Annotated in this window: 17 protein-coding genes; 14 read left to right on the forward strand and 3 right to left on the reverse strand. The window is 64.5% G+C overall.

Going from position 1 to position 13,507, the window contains the following annotated elements:
- Positions 1 to 2: 2 nt before the first annotated feature.
- Positions 3 to 791 carry an SDR family NAD(P)-dependent oxidoreductase gene (locus H977_RS0123910; protein WP_029110232.1) on the reverse strand — a complete coding sequence of 263 codons (789 nt, stop codon included), beginning with the start codon at positions 789 to 791 and terminating at the stop codon, positions 3 to 5.
- An 82-nt stretch (positions 792 to 873) separates the two neighbouring features.
- On the opposite strand from H977_RS0123910, the gene H977_RS0123915 reads away from it, so the two are divergent.
- The 14 genes from H977_RS0123915 to H977_RS0123985 all read left to right on the forward strand — a co-directional run bounded on the left by H977_RS0123915 (position 874) and on the right by H977_RS0123985 (position 12,766).
- Positions 874 to 1,605: a hypothetical protein gene (locus H977_RS0123915; protein ID WP_029110233.1), complete on the forward strand. Its 732-nt coding sequence runs from the start codon at positions 874 to 876 to the stop codon at positions 1,603 to 1,605.
- A 54-nt stretch (positions 1,606 to 1,659) separates the two neighbouring features.
- Positions 1,660 to 2,262: a TetR/AcrR family transcriptional regulator gene (locus H977_RS0123920; protein WP_029110234.1), complete on the forward strand. Its 603-nt coding sequence runs from the start codon at positions 1,660 to 1,662 to the stop codon at positions 2,260 to 2,262.
- Between the two features lie 151 nt (positions 2,263 to 2,413).
- A complete protein-coding gene (locus H977_RS0123930) occupies positions 2,414 to 3,943 on the forward strand; it encodes a nitric oxide reductase activation protein NorD (protein ID WP_029110235.1) in 1,530 nt (509 codons plus the stop codon).
- Complete coding sequence (locus H977_RS0123935; RefSeq protein ID WP_029110236.1) at positions 3,940 to 4,734, forward strand: CbbQ/NirQ/NorQ/GpvN family protein; 795 nt, start codon at positions 3,940 to 3,942, stop codon at positions 4,732 to 4,734. The genes H977_RS0123930 and H977_RS0123935 overlap by 4 nt, the downstream gene beginning before the upstream one ends.
- A 15-nt stretch (positions 4,735 to 4,749) precedes the next feature.
- Positions 4,750 to 4,881 carry a hypothetical protein gene (locus tag H977_RS36090; protein ID WP_036476980.1) on the forward strand — a complete coding sequence of 44 codons (132 nt, stop codon included), beginning with the start codon at positions 4,750 to 4,752 and terminating at the stop codon, positions 4,879 to 4,881.
- Positions 4,878 to 5,612: a hypothetical protein gene (locus H977_RS0123945; protein WP_029110238.1), complete on the forward strand. Its 735-nt coding sequence runs from the start codon at positions 4,878 to 4,880 to the stop codon at positions 5,610 to 5,612. The genes H977_RS36090 and H977_RS0123945 overlap by 4 nt, the downstream gene beginning before the upstream one ends.
- 9 nt (positions 5,613 to 5,621) lie before the next feature.
- Positions 5,622 to 6,044, forward strand: coding sequence for a hypothetical protein (locus H977_RS0123950; RefSeq protein ID WP_029110239.1), 423 nt, complete (start codon positions 5,622 to 5,624; stop codon positions 6,042 to 6,044).
- Between the two features lie 10 nt (positions 6,045 to 6,054).
- Positions 6,055 to 7,275 (forward strand): cytochrome P450, encoded by a 1,221-nt coding sequence (locus tag H977_RS0123955; protein WP_029110240.1) that lies wholly within the window; start codon positions 6,055 to 6,057, stop codon positions 7,273 to 7,275.
- Entirely contained in the window at positions 7,272 to 8,321 is a 1,050-nt protein-coding gene (locus tag H977_RS0123960; RefSeq protein WP_029110241.1) for an NAD(P)H-dependent amine dehydrogenase family protein, read from the forward strand. Before H977_RS0123955 ends, H977_RS0123960 begins: the two co-directional genes overlap by 4 nt.
- Positions 8,314 to 9,372, forward strand: coding sequence for an NAD(P)H-dependent amine dehydrogenase family protein (locus H977_RS0123965; RefSeq protein ID WP_029110242.1), 1,059 nt, complete (start codon positions 8,314 to 8,316; stop codon positions 9,370 to 9,372). The genes H977_RS0123960 and H977_RS0123965 overlap by 8 nt, the downstream gene beginning before the upstream one ends.
- Positions 9,369 to 9,782 (forward strand): hypothetical protein, encoded by a 414-nt coding sequence (locus H977_RS0123970; protein WP_029110243.1) that lies wholly within the window; start codon positions 9,369 to 9,371, stop codon positions 9,780 to 9,782. The genes H977_RS0123965 and H977_RS0123970 overlap by 4 nt, the downstream gene beginning before the upstream one ends.
- A gap of 19 nt (positions 9,783 to 9,801) precedes the next feature.
- Positions 9,802 to 10,974: a cytochrome P450 gene (locus H977_RS0123975; RefSeq protein WP_029110244.1), complete on the forward strand. Its 1,173-nt coding sequence runs from the start codon at positions 9,802 to 9,804 to the stop codon at positions 10,972 to 10,974.
- Entirely contained in the window at positions 10,971 to 12,200 is a 1,230-nt protein-coding gene (locus tag H977_RS0123980; protein WP_029110245.1) for a cytochrome P450, read from the forward strand. Before H977_RS0123975 ends, H977_RS0123980 begins: the two co-directional genes overlap by 4 nt.
- A complete protein-coding gene (locus tag H977_RS0123985) occupies positions 12,197 to 12,766 on the forward strand; it encodes an isomerase (RefSeq protein ID WP_029110246.1) in 570 nt (189 codons plus the stop codon). Before H977_RS0123980 ends, H977_RS0123985 begins: the two co-directional genes overlap by 4 nt.
- A 69-nt stretch (positions 12,767 to 12,835) precedes the next feature.
- On the opposite strand, the gene H977_RS0123990 is transcribed toward H977_RS0123985, so the two are convergent.
- Both H977_RS0123990 and H977_RS0123995 read right to left on the reverse strand, forming a co-directional pair.
- Entirely contained in the window at positions 12,836 to 13,285 is a 450-nt protein-coding gene (locus H977_RS0123990) for a type II toxin-antitoxin system Rv0910 family toxin (protein WP_029110247.1), read from the reverse strand.
- A 2-nt stretch (positions 13,286 to 13,287) separates the two neighbouring features.
- Positions 13,288 to 13,467 carry an antitoxin gene (locus H977_RS0123995; RefSeq protein ID WP_029110248.1) on the reverse strand — a complete coding sequence of 60 codons (180 nt, stop codon included), beginning with the start codon at positions 13,465 to 13,467 and terminating at the stop codon, positions 13,288 to 13,290.
- Between the last annotated feature and the right edge of the window lie 40 nt (positions 13,468 to 13,507).

A 13,507-nucleotide genomic window follows, 5' to 3' on the forward strand; every position in this document is an offset into this window, starting at 1 on the left:
GCTCAGTAGTCGGGAATCGGCAGTGGCGAGTTGTTCGAGTCGATGCCGCCGTCGACGTGGAAGATGGCGTTGGTCGCGTAGCAGTCCCGGGTGGACAGGTAGACGCACAACCTCCCGAGATCCTCCACATCGCCGAGGCGATGCAACGGCGTCGCCTCTTTCATCTTCTCCAACGACCCGGGTAACAAGTCAAGGCTTCCTTGTAGACCCTCGGTCGCAAAAGACCCCAGGGCGATCGCGTTCACCCGGATCTTGGGCGCCAGCTCCTGCGCCATGGCCCGCGTCAGCGCTTCCAGCCCGCCCTTGGCGACGCAGTACGCCGTCAACGCACGAATGCCGAAACGCGCTGAGCCCGAGGATATGTTGACGATCGATCCGCGGCCGGCGTCGATCATGTGCGGTGCCACGAGCTGACTCATGATGAACGCCGACGTGACGCACCAATCGAACGTGTGCCTGAAGTCCTCGTCGGTGATGTCGAGGAACCGTGCGTAGGTCGAACCACCGACGTTGTTGATCAGGATGTCGACGCGACCGAACCGCTCCATCGCTGTGCCGACCACGCGTTCACCGTCAGACCGGTTCGTCGCGTCGGCGACCACCGCCACGCCCTTACCTCCCGCCTCTTCGATACCGGTGATGGTCCCGACGATGTCGGATTCCGTTCTGGCCGTGCCGACGACGGTGGCACCGGCCTCGGCCAACACTCGCGCAATCCCCTGCCCGACACCTTTTCCGGCGCCGGTCACGATCGCGACCTGGCCGTCCAGGCTGAACTGCTCCAGTGCCATGGTGTCCCTCCCCGTTGCGGCTGCTGCCATGCGTGTGCGCAGCCGATTGACTACCCCAGTTCGTTGACTATAGTCAGCGTGCATGAACTTGCCAACGTTCAATTTGAACCGTGGCGACAGCCGGGACACGACGTCACGCCCGTCAACGAGCGGGCTGGACGAACACATGGCAGCCTCGCAGCGGGCGCAACGGCAGGCCGACAAATGGCTCATCTCCGGCAGCCTGCTCATCGGCACCGCGGCGCTCGGCATCTTCGGTCTGCCGCTCTTCCTGCGCGGGGTCTGGCTGCTACGCAAGGCGCAGCGCGACGGGCTGTCCGTCCGCCCGATGCTGGTCACGCTGATCGGTTATCTGGTCATCATCGACGCCGCGATCAACACCGTCGGGTGGGCGCTGGACCTGGCCGCCAACCACACCATCTTGGCCCGAATTCTGTTGAACAGCTGGGGTGCAATGTTCGATGCGGGCTACTTCTGGCACTACAACGAGCTCTGGCTCGGCGGGGCCGCCGGCCCCGGCGAGAAGGCCATGGAAGTCGGCATGATCCTCACCGTCTTCACCATGCGGATCGCCGCGGGCATCGGATTCCTCCAGATGAAGCGATGGGGCCACCAGTGGATGATCATCACCTGCTGGATGGGGATCGTCATCTGGTGTCTGTACGTGTTCAACATGACGATGTTCGCCGATGTCCGGTTCGCCGGCGTCGTGCTGCCGGTCGTCGGCTGGTGGCTCTACGACATCTTCTACATCACCCCGTTCCTCGCGATCCCGTACCTGCATTCGGTCAACCGCGAGATCTTCTCCGACTAGTCAATGACTTCACTCATTGACTGCAATCAGTAATTGCACTAGAAAGAGCGGACCATGACGCCACAGGTCAAGCAGTCGGCGAGAGAGCTGCGCCGACTGCAGACGCGGGAGCGGATACTCGGTGCGGCCATAGCCGAGTTCCGCGCCTCGGGCATGGCCGGAGCCGACGTCGGCGCCATCGTCAGCGCCGCGGGCGTGGCGCACGGAACCTTCTTCTTCCACTTCCCCAGCAAGGAGCACGTCCTGCTGGAGCTGGAGAGTCGCGAAGAAACACGCATGGCAACCGAATTCGCCCACTTCCTCGAAGCCGCCCATGACCTCGCGACGGCGCTCACCGAACTCGTCCACCTGGTGGGTCGCCTGGAACAGCGCTTCGGCCCGATACTGTTCAAAGAGCTTCTCGCGCTGCATTTCTCACCGTCGCGTCCCACCAAAGACGAATGGACCGATCATCCGGTGATCGTGCTGCTCGTCGGCGAGATCGAGCGCGCCCGCGGCGACGGCGAGGTGCATCCCGAGGTCGACGCCTTCTACAGCGCCGCATTCTTCCTACTGGGTATCTACGGCGTGCTGAGCACCACCACCAACAGCGAACACCGCGACGCCATGCTGGCCAACCTGGTCATCACCGCGCGGCGAGGACTGGAGATCCGATGAACCATCCCTTCTGTGAGGAGAACTGACGTGGCCGGCTGGATTTGGGAGATACTCCGCTATGTGGCCGCCTGGGGCGGTACGGGCCTGATCATCTGGTTCTGGTACTGGATGTTCTCCAATATCGGCACCTTCTGACGGCATGACGCAGCAGATGCCGGAACTCAGCGAAGCCCACGCCATGGCGACCGAGCGCAGTTGCGCCGTCACCGCCGTGGCGTTGAGCAACCAGCGCCGTAGCGGGGCGCGCCTCGTCAGCGGGCAGAATCGCGGTTTCGGCCTGAGTTCCCTGCTCGACGTCGTGCACGTGCCCTATCCGCCACGACGCGACTGGTCCCGGCGAACGCTGACATGCGGTGTGGCACTGCAATGCTCGCCGTCCAAGGAACGCATCGTCGACTACCGGCTCAACGAGTTGTCGACCCGTGAGCTGGCCGCACTCACGCTCGTCGAGTCCGGCGTCGCGCTGGGCTGGGTCGCCGCGAACTGGCCCGGACTGCTGGCAGATCTCCGCGCGGCACTGCCGCACCTGGAACCCGCCAGTGCCGACATGGACGCCAAGGAGATGCTGAACCGGGCCATCGCCCTGGCGCGCACCTCACAGCAGTTCCCCATCGATCCACTGCTCGGCAGTCTGCCGCGGGCCTACACGCTGCCACAGGGCCTGTCCGACAAGCTGCGCCGCACGTTCGGTCGGCTGCCGTGGACCACGAACCAGAAGCGTTCACCGGCCCCGCACTCCGTCCCCGCGGGCGGCGACGGTGGGGTCCGCAATTCCAACCTTCCCCCGCCGAGCCGGCCGCAGGACAACGACCTCGACATCACCCCCGACCACCGGCCGGGCATCCCCTATCCGGAGTGGAACGCGTGGACGCAGAGCTTCATGCCGAACCACGTCGCGGTTCTCGAACAACCGCGTACCGGCCGTGACCGGCAGCCCGGCGCGGTCGCCGTCGATGTCCGGAAGTGGTTCGAGGAGAACACCCATCGGGCGATGAAGAACCGGCTGGAAGACGGGTCCGACCTCGACGTCGACCAGTACGTCAACCACTACATCGACGTGACGACGGGTGAGGCGGTCGAACCACGCCTGTTCCGTGAACTGCTGCCGGCCAGCCGCGACGTCACCACCGCGCTGCTGCTGGACGGCAGCTCCTCGCTCGGGGTGCACGGCGGCAAGATCTTCAAACTCGAGCTGGCCTGCGCCGACGCGCTGTCGCGCGCGATGACGTCGGCCCGGGAACGGCACGGCATCTTCACATTCACCGGGAACACCCGCCATCGCGTGGAAGTCAGCTGCCTCAAGGACTTCGCGGAGCGGCGTTTCGTCCCGCCCGGCAGCCTGGGCCTGTCCACCGGCGGCTACACCAGACTCGGTGCGCCACTGCGGCACATGACCAGCCGCCTGCTCGCACAGCCGTCGGAGCGCAGGTTGCTGATCGTCATCGGTGACGGGCTGATCTCCGACGAAGGCTACGAAGGCCGTTATGCCTGGGCCGATGCCGCCCACGCTGTCGAAGAAGCCAACGACGCCGGCGTCTCCATGTACTACGTCGGAGTCGGGCCCACCCGCGTGGACCCCCTGCCGGAAGTGTTCGGACCCAAACGGTCCCAACGCATCCGCCGCATCGAAGAACTTCCCCGCGTCCTCGCTCACGTCCACAGGGAGCTGGTCACCTCATGACAGATACGTACTACGCCAACGGCAACGAGGTTCAGCTGTTCGAGCAGGCCTGCCGGCAGCGGTTGCCGGTGATGCTCACCGGCCCGACAGGCTGCGGGAAAACCCGCCTCGTCGAGCACATGGGCACACTGCTGGAAAGACCCGTCGTCACCATCAGCTGCCACGACGACCTGACCAGCTCGGACCTCGTCGGCCGGTTCATGGTGACGGGCGGCGACGTGGTCTGGACCGATGGGCCCCTCACGCGAGCGGTCAAGGCCGGGGCGATCTGCTACCTCGACGAGGTCGTCGAGGCACGCCACGATTCGCTGGCCGTCCTGCACTCGCTCACCGACCACCGGCGCACGCTCTACCTGGACCGTGCGGACGAAGTCGTCCATGCGCCAGAGACTTTCATGCTGGTGTGCTCGTACAACCCCGCCTATCGCAGCTCACTCAAGGAGCTCAAGCCGTCGTTCCGGCAGCGGTTCGTCACACTGCCGATGCACTACCTACCGCCCGACCGCGAGGCCGAGGTGATCGTCGCCGAAGCGGGCGTCGGACTGCCCACCGCGCAGCGGCTGGTTCGGTGCGCAACCGCGATCCGCACCGCTGACGAGGCCTTCCACTTCGAACCGCCCTCCACCCGGGTGCTGGTCACCGCGGGCCACCTGATCGCGGCCGGCGCAACGGAACTCGAAGCAGCCGAGGCATGTGTGCTCGCCCCGCTGTCGAGCGAGGGCGCCATCACCGAAGGACTGCGAGAAGTGGCTGCGGCCAGTCTCGCCGACGTCAACAGCACAAGTACCTAGGAAGGAATCGCCGCCATGGTGGATCAGAAGGAACGCAACCGCAAGAAGGCGCTGATCGTGTTGCAGGTCGTCATCTACGGATATCTGCTGACCATGTTTCTCATCCAGCTGTACATGTCCTTCGCCCGAGGCTGGTGGGATCTGTGAACATTCCTCTGCTGAACCGGAAATCGGGCGCCAAGGTCACCCCGACCGTTCCGCTGGAGGGCTCCGGCAACCTCGAAGAACACCATGAGGCATCCCGGCTGGCGCAGCGGCGGGCCGACAAGTGGATGATCGTCGGCGCGGGCCTGATGGGTATGTGGGCGCCTGGGCTGATCGGGTTACCCATCTTCATGCGCGGCGTGTGGTTACAGCGCCAGGCACTGCGCGCGGGGTATTCCGTCCGGCCGATGATCGTGACGCTGATCGGCTATCTCGTGCTGATCGACGGCATGCTCAACAGCCTCGGCTGGGCGCTGGACCTGGTCGCCAACCACACCCTCATCAACCGCGTGCTGATGGTCGGTTGGGGCGCCATGTTCGACGCCGGATACTTCTGGCACTACAACGAATTGTGGGTAGGCGGAGCCGCCGGACCGGGCGAGAAATCCATGGTGTTCGGCATGATCCTCACTGTCTTCGCCATGCGGTGCGCTGCGGCGATCGGCTTCTTGCAGATGAAACGGTGGGGCCACCAATGGATGATCATCACCTGCTGGATGGGTGTGCTCATCTGGTGTCTCTACGTGTTCAACATGACGATGTTCGCCGATGTGCGCTTCGCAGGCGTCGTGTTCCCGGTCATCGGCTGGTGGCTCTACGACATCTTCTACATCACCCCGTTCCTCGCGATCCCGTACCTGCACACGGTGAACCGCGAAATCTTCTCGGACTAAGGAGCAACTGTGACAACGACACCTGAAGCCACTGAGGAGAAGGCCGAGGACCTGCCCCCGGGTACCACGCCCTACTACGCGCGCATGCACAAGTGGATCAAACGCGCCGTCCTGGTGTGCCTGATCGCCCTCGTCATCGAAGGCGCGTTCACGCTGCCGTTCATGGCGGTCTACTACGGGTACCCCACCTTGAGCCTCACCGAGATCTGCAGTGAACTGCTCAAGGTTCGCTATTCCGACGACACACTCGAATGCAAGGTCCCGTACCCGGCGTTCGGGCCGCCCGAAGGCGCCGCAGGCAAAGACACGGCCAAGGACGAGTGGGGAATCCAGCCGGTGCCCAAGTACAACCGGATCGGGTTCCGTGAGCTGGTCCAGATCCACCAGGAACGTGAAGCACGTCAAGCCGCAGGACAGCAGCAGAACCCCTAGGAGCCCGACTGTGCCGGAATCGCTCGAACGTCACGCCGAGAACTGGGACCTGCGCCACCAGGACTTCGACGACAACGACTTTCTCTACGACGTCTACTCGGTGATGCGGCAGCAGTCACCGTTCGCCCGCACCGACAAACCGTTCCTCAGCGCGACACCGGCGGGTGCGTGGGTGGCGGTGCGCTACGCGGAGTGTGTCCAGATCCTGCAGGACTGGGAGCATTTCTCCAGCAATCCGACGCCGGAGGGAGCTGAGCAACTCGCCGGTGATCTGGTGATCACCCTCGACCCGCCGCGACAGCAGAAATTCCGCAAGGTCCTCAACCCCTACTTCTCGCCGGGCCGGATGAAGGCGCTACGGCCCGAGATCGGCTCCGAGACAGACCGGCTCATCGACGATTTCATCGAGAGCGGATCCGGCGACCTCGCCCAGATCGCCTGGCGCCAACCCGGTGTCGTGTTCTTCAAGTACCTGCTCGGCATGCCGGTCGACGACGTCCCGCTGTGCGTCGAGCTCACCGACACCGCACTCAACGGCACCACCGAGCAGGACCGGATGAGCGCCTGGGGCGCGCTGTATCAGCACCTGCACGACGCCGTGACCGTGCGCATGGACCAGCCATCCCGTGACGACATGATCGACGTCCTGCTCTCGGCCGAAATCGACGGTGAGAAGCTGTCATTCGGCGACGTCGTATCCAACGCCATGCTCCTGGTCCAGGCCGGACTCGAGACAACCGCCAGCGCAATGTCTTTCGCCTACCACTACCTCGCCACCAACCCGGCCGAGCGCGACCGCCTCATCGGCGATCCCGAACTCCTCGCCCGCGCGGTGGAGGAATTCATCCGGTTCGCCGGATCGATCCACGGCATTCCCCGCACCGTCGCCAAAGAAGTCGAACTGAGCGGCTGCACCTTTTCGCCGGGCGAGTCGGTGATCGTCAACTACGCCTCCGCCAACCGGGACGAACAGGAGTTCCCCGACGCGGGCCGCTGCATCCTGGACCGCCGCGAGAACCGGCACCTCGGCTTCGGCGCCGGGGTGCACCGCTGCCTCGGGTCCAACCTGGCCCGCCTGGAGTTCCAGGTGGGCCTGGAGCGGGTGTTGTCCCGGATGCCCGACTTCACGCTCGCAGGAGACGAAGTCGCACGGTTTCATGGCAACTCCGTCACGCGCGGATTCCGCTCGGTGCCCGTGGTATTCACACCTGGTGAACGGTCCACGACATGACCTACCGGGTCGTGCAGTGGACGACGGGCAACGTCGGCCGCAAGTCGGTCCATGCCATCGCCGCCAACTCGGATCTGGAACTCGTCGGGTGTTACGCCTGGGCACCCGACAAGGTCGGCAAGGACGTCGGCGAACTCTGCGGCATCGAACCGCTGGGTGTGACAGCCACGGACGATGTCGACACGCTGCTCGCGCTGAAGCCGGACTGCGTCGTCTACAACCCGATGTTCGCCGACGTGGACGTCCTGGTCCGCATTCTCGGCGCGGGCGTCAACGTCGTCACCACCTCCGAGTTCATCAACGGCCACAGCCTGGGCGAGGGCCGCGCACGCGTCGTCGACGCGTGCGCGCGGGGCGGCTCGACCATCTTCGGCAGCGGCATCAACCCGGGCTTCATCCAGCTCTTCGCCGTTGTCACCGCGGGCATCTCCGACCGCGTCGACCGGATCTCCATCGTGGAGTCGTTCGACACCACCATCTACAACTCACCGGCCACCGAGATCCCCATGGGCTTCGGCCATCCCATCGATCAACCCGATCTGCATGCGATCACCGAGAACGGGTCCGGCATCTTCCGGGAAGCGGTGCAACTGGTGGCCGGCGCCCTGGGTGTGCGGCTCGACGCCGTGCGCTGTGAAGCCGAGTACGCCCAGACCACCGAAGAACTCCAACTGCCCGGCGACTGGACCATCAAAGCCGGCTGCGTCGCGGGAATCGACGTCAGATGGAAGGGATTCGTCGGCGACCGCGACGTGATCGAGATCCGTGGAGTATGGACCAAAGGCCAGTCGCTGGAACCGGTCTGGCCCACCAGGTTCGGATACACCGTCACCGTCGAGGGCCGGCCCACCATCACGAGCACGCTGAGCTTCGAACCCCCACCGGACTTCGTGGCCGAAACTCTGGACGATTTCATCATGCTCGGACTTACCATCACCGCGATGCCCGCAATCACCGCGATCCCGGCGGTCGTCGCCGCGCCCGCAGGCATCGCCACCTACAACAACCTGCCGCTTCTACTGCCCCGAGGTGTCCTGAATGTCTGAGAGAAGCTATCGCATCATCCAATGGATGACCGGAGACGTCGGTCAGGTCGGTGTCCGGCATTTCGCCGACAGTCCGGTATTCGAACTGGTCGGTGTTCTGGTGCACAGCAAGGAAAAAGTCGGCAAGGACGCCGGTGAGATCGTCGGTGTCGCACCCACCGGCGTCATCGCCACCGACGACATCGACGCGATCATGGCGCTCGACGCCGACTGCGTGTTCTACACGCCGATCATCATGGACGTCGACACCGTCTGCCGGCTCCTGCGCTCGGGCAAAAACGTGGTGACCACAAGCGGCTTCTTCCATCCATCACCGGATTTCCGCGAGCCCGCCGAGCAGATCCGGGCCGCCTGCGCCGACGGTGGCACCTCGTTCCACGGCGGCGGCATCCATCCGGGCTATGCCGGCGACATCCTTCCGCTCACGCTTGCCCGCGTGATGAACAGGATCGACACCATCCACGTGTACGAGGTCGTCGACGTCTTGAAGGACGCGCCGATGGACCACATCGACTGGATGGGATTCGGCAAGGACAAAGACAAATTCCTCACCGAGCCAACAATTCTGGGGCTCGGCCTGCCGTTTTTCGCCCAATCGATGCACATGATCGCCGACGGCCTCGGCGTGACGATCGACGAGGTGACCGCCGCCGAGGTCGACATCGCGACGGCTGCCGAGGACATCCCGCACGACGAGGGCGCGATCGCGAAGGGCACCGTCGCCGCTCAGCGGCACGAATGGACTGCGTGGCTCGGCGGGCAACCACTGATCGTCTTCCACGCGATCTACGTGACTGCGGGCCCCGAAAAGCTTGAACCGGCGTGGGATTGGGGTGAAACCCGGTATGAGATCGTGATCGACGGCGACCCGCCCACCGAGCTGACCCTCAAAGGTGTCAGGCAGAAGGACGGCACCATGGCCCATCCCGGCTACGACTGGACGGCCATGGGCGCCATCAACGCGATCCCGGACGTCTGCGATGCCCCGCCCGGCTGGCTCAACCACCTCGACCTCGGGCTCGTCCGGCCCCGCGGCCTGGTCCGGAAATGAACACCGAACCGTCACTGCACCACGTCGTGTTCGCGGTCGCCGCGGACCGGCAAGCCGGCATGGTCCAGTTGTTCACCGACCTCGGATTCACCTTCAACGCTGCCGAACTCACCGACCTCGGCGTGCACGTGCAGCTGGATTGGGACCGTGGCGTCGAGCTGATCAGCCCGGTGCCCGGCTCGTCCGCGTCGGTGGCGGCATCGGTGAACGACTTCCTCGACCGCCACGGCGACGGGGTGTACACCGTGGTACTCCGAGTGCCCGACGCCGCGGCGGCCGAGACCGTGGCCGCGCGCTACGGGTCGGCGACGCGGTTCAAGCAGGAATTCTCCGGCGAGGGTTCCTATCTCGACGAGATCGACCTGTCCGTCCTGGGTCTGCCGCTGACGTTCCTTTCCACCAACGTCTGACGAAAGCGCGGGGATTGCCATGACTGAGGCTCAAGCGGCGCCAGAACTGCCGCATGTCCGCTACGGCGACCTGCCCATGATGAGCGACCGCGGCGCAGGCTGGGCGAAGCTGCGCGACCTCGGGCCCGTGGTGTACGGCGAGGGCTGGTACTACCTCACTCGCCGGGAGGACGTACTTTCAGCACTGCGGAGTCCCGACGTCTTCTCGTCCAAGCGAACCTTCGACGAGATGGTCAGCCCGGTACCGCTCGTCCCGCTCGCATTTGACCCCCCGGAACACACGCGATTTCGACGTATCCTTCAGCCGTTCTTCAGCCCCCAGACCCTGGCAAGCGTCCTGCCAACCTTGCAGGCCCAGGCGATCGGCATCATCGAACCTCTTGCCGCCCGCGAAAAGTGCGAGGTCATGGCAGATCTGGCCACGCCGTATCCATCGCAGGTGTTTCTCACGTTGTTCGGCCTGCCCCTCCACGACCGGGAAAGGCTCATCGGATGGAAGGACTCCATCATTGCGTTCAGCCTGGCGACCGACCCCGACAGTATCGACCTCACCCCGGCGCTGGAGCTGTACACATACCTCACCGAAGCCGTCGCACAACAACGTGATCAGCCGTGCGATGGGATCCTGTCGCTGCTACTGCACGGTGACGATTCGCTCACGGACAACGAGGCGATCGGGCTGTCGCTGGTCTTCGTGCTCGCCGGCCTGGACACCGTCACCGCCACAATAGGTGCCACCATGCTGGAACTGGCGCGCCGACCCGTGCTGCGCGCGGCACTCATCGAGGATCCCAGCCGAGTCGCGGCATTCGTCGAAGAGATGTTCCGGCTGGAGCCGGCGGCTCCTATCGTCGGACGCATCACTACCCAGGCGGTGACCATTGCCGGCGTCATTTTGCCCGCCGGATCTGAAGTCCGGCTCTGCCTCGGCGCAATCAACCGCGATGGTAGCGACGCACAATCGGTCGACGACTTGGTGCTCGACGGCAAGTTGCACAAACACTGGGGTTTCGGTGGCGGCCCGCACCGTTGCCTCGGAGCGCACCTGGCGCGGATGGAGCTCAAGCTGATGGTCAACGAATGGCTTTCCCGCATACCGGAATTCGAGTTGATAGCAGGGTATGTCCCCGACATCACGTGGCCGTCGGCGACGTGCAGCCTGCCCGAACTGCCGATCCGGATCCTCTCGTGACCGCCGCTACTGCCAAACCCAGTGTGTTCGATGCGGATCTGCCGACCCTCGACTACTCCGTCACCGACACCCCGCAGCAGATCTATCCGCAGTTCCGGGCGGCTCAGGACGTCGCGCCGATCGCACTCGGTCCGATCGGGCCCGAAGTGCTGTCCTACGAGATGGCCCGCGCCGTACTACGCGATCCGCGGTTCAGGATCCCTCAGGGCATTCACCTGTCCGCCCACGGCATCACGTCGGGTCCGTTGTGGAACAGGGTGACCCGCAGCATCCTGAACATGGAAGGTGAGGAACACCGCCGGTTGCGCAGCCTGGTCGCCCGGGCTTTCACGCCACGTGCCACCGCGCGCATGCACGACGCGATCCACAGTGTCGTCAACGAACTGCTCGACAGTATTCAAGACGCCGGCCGGTGCGAGTTCGTGGCAGACGTCGCGCGGCCGTATCCGATTCCGATCATTTGCGCCCTTTTCGGCGCACCGCGCGAGGACTGGCAGCAGTTCTCCCGCTGGGCCGAGGACATCTTCAAAATCGTCAGCTTCGACTGCGACCTCGCCCAGGAGGAGCCGGTCGTACTGGAGGCGTGGGGCGAGTTCGACGACTACATCGATGACATGATCGCCAGCCGGCGCCGGCACCTGACCGACGATCTGTTATCCGACCTGATCCGGATCGAAGACGGCGGCGATCGGCTGGACGCCGCCGAGCTACGGATGCTGGCGTTCTCCATCCTGGTCGCCGGAACCGACACCACCCGCAGCCAGCTGGCGGCCTCGATGCAGGTGCTCTGCGACCACCCCGACCAATGGGCCCTATTGCGGGAGCAGCCCGAGCTGACCATGCGCACCGTCGAAGAGACCATGCGCCATTCACCGTCGATGTGCAGCACCGTGCGCAGCGTCGCCGATGACGCCGCGATTGGCGAGTACACGTTTCCCGCAGGGACATTCATCATCGTGAACACCTACGCGGCCAACCGGGATCAGTCCGTCTACGACGACCCGACCCGCTTCGACATCACCCGCGAGGACCCGCCGCCGATCCTGACCTTCGGCGGGGGCGTGCACTACTGCCTGGGCGCCAACCTGGCGCGGCTCGAGCTCGCGGAGGCACTCACAATCCTGTCTCGACGGCTCGGAAACCCCCGGGTGGCCGGGCCGGTGCCCTGGAAGCCACTTCTGGGCCTCAGCGGCCCCACCAGCCTGCCGCTGGAGTTCGACCGATGACATACAAGATCGATCCGGACGTGCTGCACACCGTGGCCAAGCAGGTCGTCGGCCTACCATTGGACGACGGCAAGCTTTTGACGCGGGCCATCGACCTGCTGGCCGACCAGTATCCCGATCTGATCGGCAGAGACCCGGGACGCTGGGTGGGCAGCAAAGCCGGAGGAATCCTGGGTAAGGCGCGGTTCCTCTACTTCAGTCCACGCGAGTACGTCGTACTGTTCGGATCTCCCACTGGGACGCAAGGCTTTTCAGGTCGTTACAAGCACGTCGACATCCACAAGTTCCTGCTCGCCGGGCAGATCGACTCCTACGATTTGGAGTCCGACGACATCGCTCCGTTGCCGACGCTGCTGCCCGGAGAACGCACGTGTCTGGGCCGCGGGCGTGCCCGCGGCCTGACCATCCACCCGGGTTCCTGGCACCTTGAATACGGCCGCGGCGCCGTCGTGACAACACTGCCCTTCGCCATGGTTGACACGCTATTGGTATCGCTGGAACTCGAGTCCGTGAAGCGCTCGACAGCCGAGTTCACCAGGCTGGTCAGCCGACGATTTCGTCGTTGACGCGAGCAGACACAAACCTGCCTGTTTTCCCTTGAGAAAGGGCAGGTTTGTGTCTGTTCGCGAGAGAAACTACGACGACGCGTAGAGCGCCTTGAACTTGTTGAGCGACTGCTGGATATCGCCCTTGAGCGCAGCGGCGACCACCATGCCGATCGGCCCGAACAGGGCCGGCCCACCGAGGTGGACGTCGAAGGACACTTTCGCGCCCTCCCCGCCGTCCACCGAAGCCGGCGTGATCTTTCCGATCAGCTTGACCTTTACCCCACCACGACCATCGCCGTTGAGGGTCAGCGAATGCGGCGGCTTGTAGTTCACCAGCGTCCACTTCACGCGGTTCAGCATGCCCTTGACTTCGACGATCGAGTCGATGACCGTGCCCTTTTCCAGAGTCTCGGGCAACTGCGACCGCCAGGCGCGGTGGATGCTCAGCCACTCGTCGTAGCGGGACAGATCAGAGGCGTACTCCCACGCCTTCTCCGGCGGCAACGGAACATCGACGGAGACAGACAATTTAGCCATGGTTACTGCTGCGGTTCGTCCTTGTTGATTGCGTTCTTGGCGGCTTCCTGCGCCTTGTCGACATGCTGGCTGTACTTGCCCTGCGTCTTGTCGTCGACGATGTCGCCGGCCTTGTCGATGGCCTGCTCGACCTTGTCAGCGTTCTGCGACAACAGTTGCTTCGCCTTGTCCAGGAATCCCATGAGCCCACCCTATCGTTTCGACATCTTCTCGGTATTCAAC

This window comes from Mycobacterium sp. URHD0025, assembly GCF_000426065.1.
Classification (GTDB): domain Bacteria; phylum Actinomycetota; class Actinomycetes; order Mycobacteriales; family Mycobacteriaceae; genus Mycobacterium.